Source organism: Candidatus Andeanibacterium sp. (genome assembly GCF_057143545.1).
Genome location: NZ_DBNHSF010000050.1, coordinates 1 through 14,301, shown reverse-complemented (window position 1 = coordinate 14,301; position 14,301 = coordinate 1). Strand labels below are relative to the sequence as shown.

At 63.6% G+C, this 14,301-nt stretch carries 15 protein-coding genes and 1 tRNA gene; 8 read left to right on the top strand and 8 right to left on the bottom strand.

The features are described 5' to 3' along the window. From AC16XC_RS03020 to AC16XC_RS03010, 3 genes are all read left to right on the top strand, one after another. The coding region (locus tag AC16XC_RS03020) for an SDR family NAD(P)-dependent oxidoreductase (RefSeq protein ID WP_484033159.1) at positions 1–660 on the top strand (660 nt) is incomplete at its 5' end. 15 nt (positions 661–675) lie between these two features. Continuing rightward, positions 676–1,737 (top strand): methyltransferase domain-containing protein, encoded by a 1,062-nt coding sequence (locus tag AC16XC_RS03015; protein ID WP_484033158.1) that lies wholly within the window; start codon positions 676–678, stop codon positions 1,735–1,737. 24 nt (positions 1,738–1,761) lie between these two features. Further along, entirely contained in the window at positions 1,762–3,099 is a 1,338-nt protein-coding gene (locus tag AC16XC_RS03010; protein WP_484033157.1) for an MFS transporter, read from the top strand. A gap of 99 nt (positions 3,100–3,198) precedes the next feature. Here the strand turns inward: AC16XC_RS03010 and AC16XC_RS03005 are convergent, their stop codons facing one another. The 3 genes from AC16XC_RS03005 to AC16XC_RS02995 all read right to left on the bottom strand — a co-directional run bounded on the left by AC16XC_RS03005 (position 3,199) and on the right by AC16XC_RS02995 (position 4,578). Further along, positions 3,199–3,450 (bottom strand): hypothetical protein, encoded by a 252-nt coding sequence (locus tag AC16XC_RS03005; protein WP_484033156.1) that lies wholly within the window; start codon positions 3,448–3,450, stop codon positions 3,199–3,201. Then, complete coding sequence (locus tag AC16XC_RS03000; RefSeq protein ID WP_484033155.1) at positions 3,447–3,749, bottom strand: hypothetical protein; 303 nt, start codon at positions 3,747–3,749, stop codon at positions 3,447–3,449. The genes AC16XC_RS03005 and AC16XC_RS03000 overlap by 4 nt, the downstream gene beginning before the upstream one ends. Positions 3,750–3,903: 154 nt before the next feature. Further along, on the bottom strand, positions 3,904–4,578 hold the full coding sequence (locus AC16XC_RS02995) for a GcrA family cell cycle regulator (protein WP_484033154.1): 675 nt from the start codon (positions 4,576–4,578) through the stop codon (positions 3,904–3,906). 86 nt (positions 4,579–4,664) lie between these two features. Here AC16XC_RS02995 and AC16XC_RS02990 point away from each other — a divergent pair, with 86 nt between their 5' ends. Next, positions 4,665–5,528 carry an ABC transporter permease gene (locus tag AC16XC_RS02990; RefSeq protein ID WP_484033153.1) on the top strand — a complete coding sequence of 288 codons (864 nt, stop codon included), beginning with the start codon at positions 4,665–4,667 and terminating at the stop codon, positions 5,526–5,528. A 25-nt stretch (positions 5,529–5,553) separates the two neighbouring features. On the opposite strand, the gene hspQ is transcribed toward AC16XC_RS02990, so the two are convergent. Continuing rightward, positions 5,554–5,934, bottom strand: a complete 381-nt coding sequence (gene hspQ / locus AC16XC_RS02985) for a heat shock protein HspQ (protein WP_484033152.1) — start codon at positions 5,932–5,934, stop codon at positions 5,554–5,556. Between the two features lie 200 nt (positions 5,935–6,134). Between hspQ and AC16XC_RS02980 the strand changes: the two genes are divergently transcribed. Then, positions 6,135–6,224, top strand: a tRNA-Ser gene (locus AC16XC_RS02980). 9 nt (positions 6,225–6,233) lie between these two features. On the opposite strand, the gene pobA is transcribed toward AC16XC_RS02980, so the two are convergent. Together pobA and AC16XC_RS02970 are read right to left on the bottom strand one after the other, a co-directional pair. Next, positions 6,234–7,406 carry a 4-hydroxybenzoate 3-monooxygenase gene (pobA, locus tag AC16XC_RS02975; protein ID WP_484033151.1) on the bottom strand — a complete coding sequence of 391 codons (1,173 nt, stop codon included), beginning with the start codon at positions 7,404–7,406 and terminating at the stop codon, positions 6,234–6,236. A gap of 184 nt (positions 7,407–7,590) precedes the next feature. Continuing rightward, positions 7,591–8,496: a helix-turn-helix domain-containing protein gene (locus AC16XC_RS02970; protein WP_484033150.1), complete on the bottom strand. Its 906-nt coding sequence runs from the start codon at positions 8,494–8,496 to the stop codon at positions 7,591–7,593. Positions 8,497–8,820: 324 nt separating this feature from the next. On the opposite strand from AC16XC_RS02970, the gene AC16XC_RS02965 reads away from it, so the two are divergent. Next, positions 8,821–11,070, top strand: a complete 2,250-nt coding sequence (locus AC16XC_RS02965) for a TonB-dependent receptor (protein WP_484033149.1) — start codon at positions 8,821–8,823, stop codon at positions 11,068–11,070. A gap of 102 nt (positions 11,071–11,172) precedes the next feature. Here the strand turns inward: AC16XC_RS02965 and AC16XC_RS02960 are convergent, their stop codons facing one another. Continuing rightward, entirely contained in the window at positions 11,173–11,346 is a 174-nt protein-coding gene (locus AC16XC_RS02960) for a hypothetical protein (RefSeq protein ID WP_484033148.1), read from the bottom strand. A gap of 55 nt (positions 11,347–11,401) precedes the next feature. On the opposite strand from AC16XC_RS02960, the gene AC16XC_RS02955 reads away from it, so the two are divergent. Next, positions 11,402–11,716, top strand: a complete 315-nt coding sequence (locus AC16XC_RS02955; RefSeq protein ID WP_484033147.1) for a hypothetical protein — start codon at positions 11,402–11,404, stop codon at positions 11,714–11,716. Here AC16XC_RS02955 and AC16XC_RS02950 read toward each other — a convergent pair. Beyond that, the gene (locus AC16XC_RS02950) at positions 11,703–12,713 is read right to left on the bottom strand and encodes a family 43 glycosylhydrolase (protein WP_484033146.1); all 1,011 of its coding nucleotides are present in this window, start codon (positions 12,711–12,713) and stop codon (positions 11,703–11,705) included. The genes AC16XC_RS02955 and AC16XC_RS02950 overlap by 14 nt on opposite strands. Before the next feature lie 84 nt (positions 12,714–12,797). Here AC16XC_RS02950 and AC16XC_RS02945 point away from each other — a divergent pair. Next, on the top strand, positions 12,798–14,301 hold a 1,504-nt coding region (locus AC16XC_RS02945), incomplete at its 3' end, for an alpha/beta hydrolase (RefSeq protein WP_484033145.1).

Below are 14,301 nucleotides of genomic sequence, written 5' to 3'. Positions count from 1 at the left end.
ACCGCCGACGACCCGGATTTCGCGGATTTCGACCGCGTGATGGGGGTCAATTTCGGCGGGGTGCTCAACGGCACCAAGCTGATCGTGCCGGTGATCAAGGAACAGGGCGAAGGCGGGCACGTGGTCTGCACTTCTTCGATGGCAGGCGTGGTGCCGCTGATCGGCTTCGCCGCCTATTCCGCCTCCAAATATGCCGTGCGCGGGTTTGCCGAGAGCCTCAGGATGCAGCTTGCCCCGCACGGGATCGGGGTCTCCTGCCTGTGCCCGGGCGCGACCCGCACCGGCATGCTCCACCCGCCCGAGGACGATCCCGAGAGCAATATCAACGAGGACGAGGCGCCGGATTTCCTCAAGGCGCTGTGGGAAGCGGCGCGCGACGGGGTCGATCCGCTCGACAGCGGGCGCGCGGTGGTCGAGGCGATCAGGGCGAACCGCTTCTGGATCTTCACCAACCGCGAATTCTTCGCCGAGGTCCAGCGGCTCAACCGCGAGATGGAAGAGGCGTTTCCCGAACAGGACCCGCCGCCGGGCCGGGTGCGGTTCGAGGAAATGCGCGCCGGAATGGCGGAAAACCTGCTCCGCACCGGCCATCGATCACCGGAGGAATTCGCCGATAGCGGGGAATTCGGTCTCGAATTCAGCTCGAGCGAAACGGACTAGGGAGGAGCAGCACAGATGGCCGAACAAGTGGACATGGCGAAAGTCGAGGAACTGGCGGGCAAGGTCGTTGGCGATGTGGCCGGCGCGTTTTCGATTTTCATGGCCTATCTCGGCGACAAGGCCGGGATTTTCGACGCGCTCGACGGGGCCGGACGGCTCAGTGCAAGCGAAATCGCCCAACGCACCGGGCTCAATCCCAAATATGTCCACCAATGGCTGGGTTCGGTCTCGGCGGCAGGCTATGTCACCTTCCATCCCGAGGACGAGACTTTCGAAGTCACGCCCGAGCAGGCGACCGTGTTCGGGCGCGAAGGCCAACCCGCCTGCATGCAGGGCTTTTTCGAAGTGGTGATTTCGCAATTCGCCAGCCACGACAAGGCGATCGAGACCTTCAAATCGGGCAAGGGGCGCCCGTGGGACGATCACCTGCCCTGCTGTTTCTGTGGGACCGACCGGTTCTTTCGCCCCGGCTATGCGGCGCATCTGGTGTCCGAATGGATCCCGGCGCTTGCCGGCGTGGAAGCCAAGCTCAAATCGGGGGCCAAGATCGCCGATATCGGCTGCGGCCATGGCTCCTCGACCGTGCTGATGGCGCAGGCCTACCCCAATTCGAAAGTGGTCGGGATCGATTTTCATGCCCCTTCGATCGAAGCGGCGAGAGCCAAGGCCGCCGAAGCCGGGGTCGAGAATGTCGAATTCATCGTCGCCAAGGCTCAGGATTATCCGGGCGATGACTTCGATTTCGCCTGCATCTTCGATGCACTGCACGACATGGGCGACCCGGTCGGCGCGGCGCGGCACATTCGCGAGACGCTGAAGGACGACGGTACTTTCATGCTGGTCGAGCCGATGGCGGGCGACAGCATGGCCGAGAATATGCACCCGCTGGGGCAGATCTTCTACGCCGCCTCGACCGTGGTCTGCACCCCGGCTTCGCTGGCGCAGGAAGTCGGGCTCGGCCTGGGCGCCCAGGCAGGGCAGAAGCGGCTGACCGAAGTGCTCAACGAGGCGGGCTTTTCGAATGTGCGGCGCGCGGCCGAAACGCCGACCAACATGGTGCTCGAAGTAACCGGCTGAGGGCCGTCAAGGGGAAGAGGAACAATGGCAGTATCATTCAGCGAAGCGCTCAACCGGACGCCGATGCGGACCTTCCAATGGGTCACGGTCGCGATCTGCATGCTGATCCTGGTGTGCGACGGGATGGACCTGCAATTGCTGGGGATCGTTGCGCCGCTGGTGATGGAGAGTTTCGGCGTGGACCGCGGGACCTTCGGGATCGCGATGACCGCGGCGCTGATCGGCTTCGGCATCGGCGCCTGGCTCGGCGGCTGGCTGGGCGACACGATCGGGCGCCGATACACGCTGGCACTCGCCGCGCTGGTGTTTTCGCTGGCGACGATCGGGGCAAGCACCGCCGAGGGCGTGTGGTCGATGGGCGCCTGGCGGTTGCTGGGCGGGATCGGGTTTGGCGCGGCCTATTCCAACGCGCTGGCCATGGCTGGCGAATGGGTCAACGATCGCTGGCGGCCGATCACGGTCAGCACCCTGTCGGTCGGAACGCCAGTGGGCGGCACGATTGTCGGCTGGATCGGGCCGGATATCGCGGCGGCGCAGGGCTGGGACGGGACCTTCGTGATCCTTGGGCTGGCAACGCTCACGGTGGTCGTTGTGACCCTGATCGGGCTGCGCGACAGCCCGTCATTCCTGATGGGGCGCGGCAAGCGGGAGCAGGCGCAAAAGAATGCCGGGCTCGTGCTGAACGAGGAAATCGAGTTGGCCCCCGAACGGCATCCAACCGACAGTGAAGACGGAGTCTCGATCGGGGTCTGGCATCCCAGCAATGTCCGGCTCAATGTCGGAATCGGGGTGGCCTTCGCGGCCGCCGCGCTGGTCGCCTATTCAATCCTCAGCTGGTCGACGACTTTCCTGACCGCAGCCGGTTTCACCCTCGAACAGGCCGGCAATGTCGTGTCGGTCGGGGGAATTACCTCGATGGTCGGATCGATCCTGGTGGGCGCGGCGATGCGGCAATTCGGTTCGCGTTCGGTGATGATCGTGATCAGCGTGGTGCTGACCGTTGTACTTGCAGTTCTCGCGGGAGCGGTCGAAAGCCTGCCCGAGGCGCCGGATTCGGGCGACCGGCTGGTCATCACCGCGCTGGTCGGCGCGGCCGGAGCCTTCTTCAGCGCGGCGATTGCCGGGATGTATGTGATGATGACCGCGGGCTATCCGCAAAGCTGCCGCTCGGCCGGGATCGGCTTCGGCATCCTGATGAGCCGCGTGGGTGCGGTCGGCGCGACCGGTCTCGGCGGGGTGCTGCTCGAACTGGGCGGCACCAGCGTGGTGCCGTTCTTCACGGTGCTGGTGGTGTGCGCGGTGCTGATCCTGGCGGCGGCCTTCGTGGTCGATCGCCATGTTCCGCCGCTGGGCAAAGCCTAGAGCGTTATCGACTTTGATTGCATCAAAGCCGACGCTCCAGGACCTTGTCTTGCCGCGATTTCCGAGTCGCCAGATGATTCCATCTGGCTCGAAATCGCTCTAGCGGCGGGGGCTCTCGTCGAGCGAGTCTCCCAATGGTGCCCGTGACCGGAACAGCTTGACGGCGAACAGCAGGAACAGCGTGCCGACCAGCAGGAAGGGCCAGGTCTCGTCCAGCTCGTCGACCCCGGCGGACAGGCTCGTCCAGGCCGAGCCAAGTCCGGCAAGCCCGATCACGCCGCCCCAGAAGCGGTTCCAGGCCCGGCCCAGCCTGCGGTCGAGCCGCTTGAAGGCTTCGCGGCGCCTGCTCATTTCCTCGGCCTGTCCGGCGGGAGATAGCCATCGCCGTCGCCGTCGAAATCATCGAACACGGCCTTGCGCGCCCTGAAGCAATAGCGTGCGCCGAACAGGAACAGGGCGGCAATCGCCAGGCCCGGCCAGTGGTCGCCGAAGCTGAAGTCTTCGGCGCTCAAGGTTACATACAGGGCGTATATCGCGATCAGCAGCAGGAAGGTGCCGAGTATCCGGTTCACGGCCTTCTCCAGCCGATGGCCGACATTGCGGCGATACCATCCGGCATCGGTTTCCTCGTCCCAGTTCGGCTCCGGCATCGCAAAAGCTCCCTTGCAGGCCATATCTCGCAACAGATCGCGACAATCCAGCAAAAACTGCTGATTTCACGCACAAAACTACTTACCTCAAGTTGACTTGAGGTTGTGGATAAAGCTGTGAAAATCAGGGGATTAGCTGGTGAATGCCGGTGGATCAGCGAACCCGCGGCCCGCCGAAGGGGAGCGGGGGCGGAGGCCGCCTGGCGCCCCTCGGAAGCTGTGCCTGGTAGGCCCTGCCGCAATGTTCGACGCAATAGGGGAAACCCGGATTGACCTTTTCGCCACAGAAATGGAAATCCGGTTCGCCCGGATGTCCCATCGGCCAGCGGCAGACCTTCTCGTTGAGGTCGAGCAGGCTGGTCTTGTCCGCGATCTCGGGGCTCGGCTTGGCCGGGACCAGGCGCCGCGGCGGTGCCGGCGGGATCGGCGCCTGCTGGTCGCCCGGACCCTGGCGGAGGAAGCCGCCCGGCCCGACCGAAACGATCTTCGGCAGATCCGGCGTCGGATTGGGCAGCGGCTGGCGCGGTGTGTCGTCGGCCGCGGAACTGGCGGCCTGGGCTGCGGGAGCGGGCCTCGCGGGCGCCTTGGCCGGTGCCTTGGACTTTGCCTTGGGAGCCGGCTTGGCGCCCTTTTTCTTGGTCGCCGCCTTCGGCTTGGGACCGTCATTGGCCTTCACCGGCGAAGGCCGCGACTTGAGCCCGAGGCGATGCGCCTTGCCGATCACGGCATTGCGCGAGACGCCGCCCAGCTCGTCCGCAATCTGGCTGGCGGTCGCGCCGCCTTCCCACATCTTGGTCAGGGTCGCGATGCGTTCGTCAGTCCAGCTCATACGAATTCCCAATCCTCAATTCATCCGCGACGAAGCGCCCAAGGCGAGCCTTGCCAGCGCCAGCCGCTGCCGATAGTCGCGACACCATGTCCGATCAAGCACCGCCTGTCACCGGCCCGGAAACCAAGCGCCCATTCCTGCCGTATGGAACGCCCGTGTTCGGCCAGTTCAACCGGATCGGGCTTGCTACTCTCTATATTAAGGAGGTTCGCCGGTTTCTCAAGGTCCAGACCCAGACTGTCTGGGCTCCGGCCGCCACGACCCTGCTGTTCCTGGTCATTTTCACCGTGGCTTTGGGAAGGGGCGGGCGCGAAGTGCTCGGCGTTTCCTTCGCGAGCTTCATTGCGCCGGGCCTGATCATGATGGGAATGATGCAGAATGCCTTTGCCAATTCCTCCTTCTCGCTGCTCTCGGGCAAGATGATGGGGACGATCATCGACTATCTGATGCCGCCCTTGAACGAGGCCGAGCTGATGGCCGGGATCGTGCTGGCGGCGATGACGCGCGCTTTCCTGGTCGGGTTCGCGGTTGCGCTGGCCATGTCCCTATGGCCGGGGGTGACGCTGTCGGCCGCGCATCCATGGGCGATCGTGTGGTTCGGGCTGATGGGTGCGATGATGCTCGCGACGATGGGGCTGATGACCTCGCTATGGGCCGACAAGTTCGACCATGCTGCCGCCATCACCAATTTCGTGGTCCAGCCGCTTTCGCTGCTCTCGGGCACTTTCTACGTGATCGACAACCTTGCCCCGGCGTTCCAGGCGATCAGCCGCGCCAACCCGTTCTTCTACGTGATTTCGGGCTTCCGCTTCGGCTTCCTCGGCGAAAGCGACATCGGCAACACCAACCAGGCCGTGATTGGCGCGGCCATCGGACTGGGCGCGCTCAATCTCGTCCTGCTGCTCGTCGCCTATCGCCTGCTCAAATCGGGCTGGAAGCTCAAGAGCTGACCGCCGCCCCCGCGAAGGCGGGCGCTCAATGCGTCAGGCTGCGGCGCAGGCGATAGCGGCCGCCTTCGAAATCGTCGAACAATTGCGAGACGGACGGATGGTCGATCGGGCCGCCTTCGGCATCCTCGAGCAGGTTCTGCTGGCTGACATAGGCGACGTAGGAGGAATCCTCATTCTCGGCCAGCAGGTGGTAGAACGGCTGGTCGCGCCGCGGGCGCATATCCTTCGGGATCGCCTCGTACCATTCCTCGCTATTGGCGAAGACCGGGTCGATGTCGAACACCACGCCGCGGAAGTCGAACAGCTTGTGCCTGACCACGTCGCCGATGCCAAACCGGGCCTCTGCGTGGCGAGGCGCCTCGACCTTGCGTCCGGCCTGGGGGGAGTAGAACTGCGAACGTTCCATGCCCTTAATATAAATCGTCCCTTGGACGAAACAAGCCGTGTCGTTCGGCGTTCCCCAGATTGGCCCCGCAAAGGGGCCTTTCGGCTGGCCGGGCTTTTTTGGCCCGGCCGCTCAAGACAGGCTTGGCAAGCGCAGGCCGTTCCGCTAACCGCCGCGCTTCCTAGCCGACCGGGTGCCAGCAAGCGCCCAGAGCGCGCCGCGGAGAGGTGCCGGAGTGGTCGAACGGGGCGGTCTCGAAAACCGTTGTGCCCTTACGGGTACCGAGGGTTCGAATCCCTCCCTCTCCGCCAGCAATCCGGCTAGAATGGCAGCCCGACATAATTCTCCGCCAGCGAGCGCATCGCGCTCTCGGACGAGAACAGGTAATCCAGGTCGGTATCCTGCAGGCGGTTGTCGTAGGGTAGGTTGTCGGGGAAATGGTGGAGCATGGTGGTCATCCACCAGCTGAAGCGTTGGGCCTTCCACACTCGGGCAAGGGCCCTTTCGCTGTAGCTGTCGAGCCCGCTGTCGTCGCCATTGTGGTAATGATCGACCATGGCGTGATAGAGATAGTAGATATCGCTGGCCGCGGAATTGAGACCTCTGGCCCCGGTCGGCGGGACAATATGCGCGGCGTCCCCGGCGAGGAACAGCTTCCCGTAGCGCATCGGCTCGGCGACGAAGCTGCGCAGCGGTGCAATCGACTTTTCGATCGAGGGGCCCGTTTCGAGCCTGGCCGCCACGGCTTCCGGCAGCCGGGCCTTGAGTTCCGCCCAGAAATCCTCGTCGGACCAATCATCGACCGTGTCGCTCAACGGAACCTGGATATAGTAGCGGCTGAGCACCTGGCTGCGGAGCGAGCACAGGGCAAAGCCGCGCTCGCTCTTGGAGTAGATCAGCTCGGGCGAGACCGGCCTGGTGCGGCTCAATACGCCGAGCCAGCCGAACGGGTAGACCTTCTCGTATTCGGTCAGCACATCGGATGGGATGCTCTTGCGCGAAGGGCCGTGAAAGCCGTCTGCCCCGATCACGAAATCGCATTCGACCTCCATGGTCTCGTTGCCGTCGCGATAGGTGATCCGGGGGCGATCCGAGGTCAGGTCGTGGAGGGCCACGTCCTCGACATTGTGGATGATCTTGCCTCCCATGCGATCCCGCGCTTCGTAGAGGTCGCGCGTCAATTCGGTCTGGCCATAGACCACCACCGAATTGCCGCCGGTGTGCCCGGCCAGGTCGACCCGCCGCATCTCGCCGTTCTCGGCGATGTAGAACCCCTCATGGATTTCGCCCTCGGCGTCCATCCGCTCGCCGCATTGTGCCTCGCGCATCAGTTCGGCGAAGCCATGCTCCAGCACACCGGCCCTGATCCTGCCGAGGACATATTCGCGGCTGTGCTTTTCGAGCAGGATGGTGTCGATCCCCTTGAGGTCGAGCAACTGGCTGAGCAACAGCCCCGACGGGCCGCCTCCGATGATGCCAACTCTGGTCTTCATGCTGGATTTCTCCGCTCCTGTGGCCCGATTTGTGAAGCAGATTGGAAGCGAAGAAATGCACCTGGCGGCCAATTTCTGGTATTTTTCGTGCAACCTCAGGGAATGCAAACTTGGATATTTCGATCATCCCGAGGAATGATCGGACGATCGGATAGCCGGCTGGAGAGAACGGTACGCCTGGCGCTCAGGCGGAATGAGCCGACCAGAACCGTTCCTTGCGATAGGCGCTGGCGGTGGTTCCGGTATGCTGCCGGAAGACCCGGGCAAAATAGGCTGGGTCGGAAAAGCCCAGATCGTCCGAGATCATCGAGACGCTGGCATCTGTGTACGACAGTGCCCGCTTGGCCTCCCGCAACCTTCGTTCGAGAACCATCTGTGCCGGCGACATTCCGGCAACTTCGCGGCAAGCGCGGTTCAACGTCGGGGCAGTGGTGCCCAATTCCCTGGCATAGCGCTCGACTTGCCATTGTTCGCGCAGGTTCTGTTCGACCAGCTTGTCGAAGCGCCGGACAAGTGAAAGGCGTCGTCCGAGCGAGCCTTCGAAGTTCTCGAAGCCCTGTTGGGCGAGTTCGCCGGCCAGGCTCAACACAAGTCCGACGATCGAAATCACGGAATTCGACAGATATCCCGGTGCCGCCCGGTGACGCTGCAACAGTTCGGCAAGCAAGGCCGCCAGCAGCCGCTCATGCGACGCCGCGCCCGCCAGCGGGATGTGGAGTACTTCGGGCCCCTGCACCGTCCTGCTGGCGTCGATCGCGGCGAGGCGTTTGTCGTGAAGCAGCGAATCCGCGATCGACAACACCCATCCTTCGGTCTGGGGCCTGAACCTGAAGGCATGGACACAGCCGCACGGGACGATCACCAAGGAGGACGGCAGAAGTTCGAAATCGTTCCCGTCCACCGACAGGATGCCCTTGCCGTTATGGAGGAACAGCAATTGGAAAATACCCGGATGGATATGCGGCGAGATGCTCCAGTTGTGCAATTTCGACCGGGTTGAAATCTTCTCGATATGCACGAATTCCGGGCCACTCATGGCGCTTCCCTCGCCGTAAAGCCCGAACCTGCCGATTTTGCGTCGTTTCGTCATTTCGTGCCCGAAACTGCCCAAGATGATCGAAAAATGCAAACCTTTGCGCGAAATTTGCTTGGGTTGCCTGCCAAATTGGGGCAGATAGCAATTCAGAATGGGGAGGAGCTGGCCGGCAGGGGCGCGGCGGCGAAGAGGGTCGCATCCGCACTTGTGCTGTCGGCAGCGGAGTATTCGATGGCCGTCCGCCAGGGTAGATGGACCGTGAATTCTTCCCTTCGAAATGCGAAGCTAGCGACAGGGAAGAAAACAATGACGAATTCAAGAACCGCAACGCTCCGGCGCATTGTTATTGGCGCATCGATTGGTGCCATTGCCGCCACCATGCCGGCAACGGCCCATGCGCAGGACGACGACGAAGACCGGCAGATCATCGTGACCGCGCAGAAGCGCGAACAGGCGTTGTCCGACGTTTCGCTCTCGGTTTCCGCTGTCGGTGCCGACGAGCTCTCCAACACGAATACGGCGGGAATCGAGGCTCTCCAGACCCTCGTACCAAGCGTCAGCTTCGGTAACGACTTCAATTTCGCGAAATTGTTCATTCGCGGCATCGGCCTGTCGAGTTCGCTGCCGGGGGTGGATCCCTCGGTCGCACTGCATGTCGATGGCGCGGTGGTCTCGCTCGCGCAGGCGCAACTCGGCTCGATGTTCGATCTCGAACGGGTCGAGGTTCTGCGCGGCCCGCAAGGAACGCTCTACGGCCGCAATGCGACCGGCGGGGCGGTCAACCTCATCACCGCCAAGCCGACCGACCGGCTTGATGGCTATGTTCGCCTGACGGTTGGCGGAGACGATCTCAATATTGTCGGTGAAGCGGCGGTCGGCGGCCCGCTGTCGGAAAACATCCGGGCGCGGATTGCGGCCAGGGTCGTCCAGCGCGATGGCTACGGGATCAACGAATTTACCGGCAACGATATCGACGACGCCAGGCAGTTTTCCACCAGGGCGCATCTCGAGCTGCTGCCGACCGAGACGGTTTCGATCCTCCTCACCGGTGAATTTCACAGCGAAGATGACCGCTCGCTGGCGATCAAGTTCCGCGAAGTGTCCTTCCCCGGAGTGCTCGACGATGCGATTCCGGCCAATGACGGACTCTCTGCCTTGGGCCAACGCCTGAACGCCGACGGTTCCCCGGCGAGCTTTGCCAGCGATCCGCGCAACCTCAACACCAATTTCGACCCGATCAACGATCGCGAACAATGGGCGGTGACCGGCACGATCACGATCGAGGCCAGCGATGACGTGACGATCAAGTCGCTGACCAGCTATCGCAAGTTCGATGCGATCTTCTTCCACGACTTCGACATGTCGTCCTACCTGGGCTATCCACTCGCACTGACCGGGGCTACCACGAGCAGCGCCAACCACTGGCAGCCGGTCTTCCAGCACCAGTTCAGCGAGGACCTGCAGATCAACGTCGACAGCGGGCCGTTCCACGGCGTGTTCGGCTTCTTCTATCTCGACGAGAATATCCGGGTGGAAAACCACATCGGGTTCGATGTGCTCACCAACACCGATCCCTGGCGGGTGGGCTTCGATGGCGAGCTCGACGTGAAGACCTGGGCCGCCTACGGCAACATCACTTACGATCTTTCGGACCAGTTGTCGCTCAAGGCCGGCGCGCGTTACAGCTGGGAAGAGCGGCACCTGGCGAACCAGACCGGTCTCGGCAGCGCTGCGTTGAACCAGTTCGTGCTCGATCCCCTGCAATGGGACGACAGCATGAGCTGGGATGATTTCTCGCCCTCGCTCGGCGTGGAATTCCGACCCAATGACGACGTTCTGCTGTACGCAAACTGGTCGCGCGGGTTCAAGAGCGGCACGGCCGAAATCGGCTCGACGCGGCGCCTGTCGCCCACCCAGCCCCTGCCGTTCGTCGATCCCGAAAAGGTCGAGGCCTATGAAGTCGGCACGAAATACGCGGCCAGGGATGTCCAGTTCAACCTCGCGGCGTTCTTCCAGCGCCTCAAGAACGGGCAGTTCTCCTTGACCAGGCCGATCCCCGTCCCGCCATTCTTCACCAGCACGCTGACCAATGCGGCGGTATCGGAGGCCTATGGCGCCGAGTTCGACCTGTTGTGGCAGCCAACCCCGCAATTCACATTGAATGCGTCGGTCGCCTATCTCCATTCGGAGTTCACCGAGTTCTCGGCTTCCGATCCGCTCGATCCAAGGCTGTTTGCCCCTGGCGCAGACCCGAATGCGCTGTTGCAGGACCTTGCGGGCAACGCCACCCGCATGTCTCCGCGCTGGAGCCTGAACCTGTTCCCGACCTACGACATCGACCTGTCGAACGGCGGGACGATCACGCTCGGCACCAATCTCGCCTACAAGAGCAAGCAGTATCACACCGAGTTCAACGACGATCGCCTCGCCCAGGAGGGCTACGCGCTGTGGGACGCGAACATCCTCTACACCGATCCCGATGGGCAATTCACCGCCAATCTCTGGATCAAGAACATCACGGATGAGCTTGTCTATGCCGGCAGTTTCTCCGTTTCGACCAGCCGGGCGATCGGCGGCACGCTGATGCCGCCACGGACCTATGGCGTGACGCTCGGCTACAATTTCTAGGGGCATCTTCCCGCGCAGCCTTGCTGCATGGGACGGGGCGGGTCTTGCGGGACCCGCCCCTGACATTTGCGGTCTGGACGAAATGGACGGAGGTCAGCCGTCTCAAGAGGTGGCGGCGATCCGTTTCAGCTGGCCGAGCAACCAGCGCAGCCCGGCATCGCCGCTCCTGGCCGAGGGGTGCTGGTCCATTTCGTGCATCGGAGGTATGAGGAATGGCGGAGCGGCGATCGCCAATGGCACGATCTCGGCCATGTGCTGCGCGAGCTGCCCATGCATCAGCGCGTCGTCATGGCACCGGGTCCGGGAATGACGTGAAACGAGGAGAAGGACGATGAAGAAGACAATCATGGCGCTTGCGCTGGCCGGCAGCATGTTTGCGCTGCAGGCTTCACCGGCAATCGCCGAGGAAGCCCCCCGCTATTCGGTTACCGCGACCAAGAACGGCACGCTGATCGACGACCCGGCAGCCGCGGCGATCCTCAAGGAAAAGATCCCGACGATCTGGGCCAACGACATGTTCCAGTCGCTTGGCCGCGACATCACGCTCAAGGAGGTCCAGCAATTCGAGCCGACGCTGACCGACGCGAAACTGGCCGAGATCCAGGCGGAATTGGACAAGCTGCCGGCGAAGGTCAGCGAGCAATAGCGGAGCTGATTCCCGCGTCGGTCTGGGTCACCGGCCTGATCGTTCCGTCATCGTTGAATTCGAGATATTCGACCGCGACCGCGCGGCGGCCGTCGGCGCCTTCAAGGTCGCCGATCGTCAGCAATGCGTCGTGATAGAAGAAATACCACTGGCCCTTGAACTCGATGATGCCCGGATGGATCGTGTAGCTGTTGCGGGTCTCGCCGGTGATCAATCCCTTGTAGGTCCACGGCCCGGTGACCGAGGGCGCCATCGCATAGGCGATCCGTTCGTTCCCGCCCTTCTCCTCGTCGATCGAGGCATAGGCGAGGTAGTAATGCTCGCCACGTTTGAAGATCCATGGACCCTCGGTGAAATCGGGGAGCTCGATCGTCCGGATTTCGCCGTCGAGCTCGATCATGTTGGGCTTGAGCTTCGCCAGGAACAGGGTGAAATGGCCCCATGACAGCCACGGGGTTCCGTCGTCGTCGATGAACACGGTGGGATCGATGTCCTGGTCGTAATCGCGCCCGACCGTGGTCATGCTGTTGGTGACGAGTGCGGTCCCGCGCGCGTCGACGAACGGGCCGGCCGGATTGTCCGACACGCCGACCCCGATCGCAAAGCCGCGGTCGGGCTGCTTGTGCTTGACCGGCGCATAGAAATAGAACTTGCCGTCTTTCTCGACAGCCTGCGCCGCCCAGGCGCTGTTGGCTGCCTCTGCCCAGGCGAAGTCGGTCTCGCGCATCACCGGGCCGTGAGCGGTCCAATGACGCAAATCCTGCGACGAATAGACCAGCCAGTCGTTCATCGAATAGAGCACGTCGCCCATGGCCCGGTCGTGCGTGGTGTAGAGCCACACCGTATCGCCCACCACCAGCGGCGCGGGATCGGCGGTGAACGTATCGGTGATGATCGGGTTGCTGCCGGGCGGCCGGGCGCTCGGCGCATCGGCCGCGCATCCCGCCAGCAACAGGATTGCACCTGCCGCACCCAAAGTTCCGAATCCGGGCTGCAATTCCCTCTCCCGCCGCGGTTGACTCACGGTTAATTACTCATACAAATTGGCCTCACGCAACAGGCTTGTTCGTTGGAGGGGAAAATGTCCATATCATCGCTCGTCCGTCCGGGATCGATCCGCCGCGCGGCGGCGCGCATCCCGATCCTTCTGGCGCTGTTCCTGGCTAGCCTGGCCACGCCCGCCGCCGCCCAGGTCGAGACCGAACGGCCGCCGCTGGTCGAAGGCGCCCGGCCTGCCGTGATCGAGCGGGTGACGGTCCATTCGCCTTCGGTCGCAGGAAACCTCGAAGGCAATCCGGCCGAGCGCGAGGTGATCGTGGTCCTCCCGCCGAGTTATCGCGCCAATCCGGGGCGGCGTTACCCGGTGGTCTATGCGCTCCATGGCTACTGGATCGGCGCCGGCCAGTGGATCCAGGAAATCCACATGCCGCAGGTGGCCGAGGGCGCGTTCGCCAAGGGTGTGCCCGAAATGATCGTGGTCCTGCCCGATTCCAAGACGCTGCACTGGGGCTCGGTCTATTCGAGCTCGGCCACCACCGGCGATTTCGAGAGCTTCGTCGCCAAGGACGTGGTCGCCTATATCGACAGCCACTACCGCACCATCCCCCGGCGCGAGGCGCGCGGCCTCGTCGGCCATTCGATGGGCGGCTACGGCGCGACCAGGATCGGGATGAAGCATGCCGACACATTCGGCGCGCTCTATGTGATGAGCCCCGGCGGGCTCGAGGCGCGCCCGATCGCGCTGCCCGACGCCGCCGCCATTGCGGCGCTGCACAAGCTCTCGACGCCCGAGGAAGTCGCCGCGGTCGAATTCCCCGCGCGCGGCCTCCTCGCAATGTCCTCGGCCTGGTCGCCCAACCCGAACAAGCCGCCGCTCTATGCCGACTTGCCGTTCGATGCCGAGGGCCAGCCCGACGAGGCGGTACTCAAGCGCTGGAGCGCCAACGCGCCGCTGGCGATGCTCGATCAGTACGTCCCGAACCTGCGCCGCTACGCCGCGATCGCGCTCGAGATCGGCAATGAAGACAATATCGGGGGCGTAACCGCGCTGCACCAGCGGCTGGACGAATACGGGATCGCGCACAGCTTCGAAATCTACCAGGGCAATCACACCAACAAGCTCGGCTTCCGCTTCCAGGACCATGTGCTGCCGTTCTTCGGCAAGCATCTCTCGGCCGAGGTCCCCCCGCCGCCGACCTCGCCCGAAGTGCCGGGCGACATGGGCAGCGGGCCGCATAAGGCGGTGATGGAAGTCGATCCGAGCCTGTCGCGCCACGTGATTTATCGCCCGGCGGACCTCTCGGCGTTCGATGGGGAGAAGAAGCTCGGCATCTATGTCTGGGGCAACGGCGCGTGCAGCGACGATGCGGCAAGCGTGCGCAACCACCTCTTCGAGATCGCCTCGCACGGCTACCTCGTGATCGCCTCGGGCTTCGTGGGGGAGGAGCTGGCGAGGGTGCAGGCCGCGCGCGGCACGCCCGAACCCGGCGCGCCGCCGCAAATGCCGACCACCACGCAGGACCTCGTCGACGCTCTCGACTGGGCGCTGGCGCAGGGCGGGCTGGCGGGCGGCAAGTATCGCGGGC

What these genes read in the sequence shown, in the direction of transcription:
- AC16XC_RS03015 (WP_484033158.1), top strand. Translation starts at nt 676, where the DNA reads ATGGCCGAACAAGTGGACATGGCGAAAGTCGAGGAACTGGCGGGCAAG.
- AC16XC_RS03010 (WP_484033157.1), top strand. Translation starts at nt 1,762, where the DNA reads ATGGCAGTATCATTCAGCGAAGCGCTCAACCGGACGCCGATGCGGACC.
- AC16XC_RS03005 (WP_484033156.1), bottom strand. Translation starts at nt 3,450, where the DNA reads ATGAGCAGGCGCCGCGAAGCCTTCAAGCGGCTCGACCGCAGGCTGGGC.
- AC16XC_RS03000 (WP_484033155.1), bottom strand. Translation starts at nt 3,749, where the DNA reads ATGCCGGAGCCGAACTGGGACGAGGAAACCGATGCCGGATGGTATCGC.
- AC16XC_RS02995 (WP_484033154.1), bottom strand. Translation starts at nt 4,578, where the DNA reads ATGAGCTGGACTGACGAACGCATCGCGACCCTGACCAAGATGTGGGAA.
- AC16XC_RS02990 (WP_484033153.1), top strand. Translation starts at nt 4,665, where the DNA reads ATGTCCGATCAAGCACCGCCTGTCACCGGCCCGGAAACCAAGCGCCCA.
- hspQ (WP_484033152.1), bottom strand. Translation starts at nt 5,934, where the DNA reads ATGGAACGTTCGCAGTTCTACTCCCCCCAGGCCGGACGCAAGGTCGAG.
- pobA (WP_484033151.1), bottom strand. Translation starts at nt 7,406, where the DNA reads ATGAAGACCAGAGTTGGCATCATCGGAGGCGGCCCGTCGGGGCTGTTG.
- AC16XC_RS02970 (WP_484033150.1), bottom strand. Translation starts at nt 8,496, where the DNA reads ATGACGAAACGACGCAAAATCGGCAGGTTCGGGCTTTACGGCGAGGGA.
- AC16XC_RS02965 (WP_484033149.1), top strand. Translation starts at nt 8,821, where the DNA reads ATGCCGGCAACGGCCCATGCGCAGGACGACGACGAAGACCGGCAGATC.
- AC16XC_RS02960 (WP_484033148.1), bottom strand. Translation starts at nt 11,346, where the DNA reads ATGCATGGGCAGCTCGCGCAGCACATGGCCGAGATCGTGCCATTGGCG.
- AC16XC_RS02955 (WP_484033147.1), top strand. Translation starts at nt 11,402, where the DNA reads ATGAAGAAGACAATCATGGCGCTTGCGCTGGCCGGCAGCATGTTTGCG.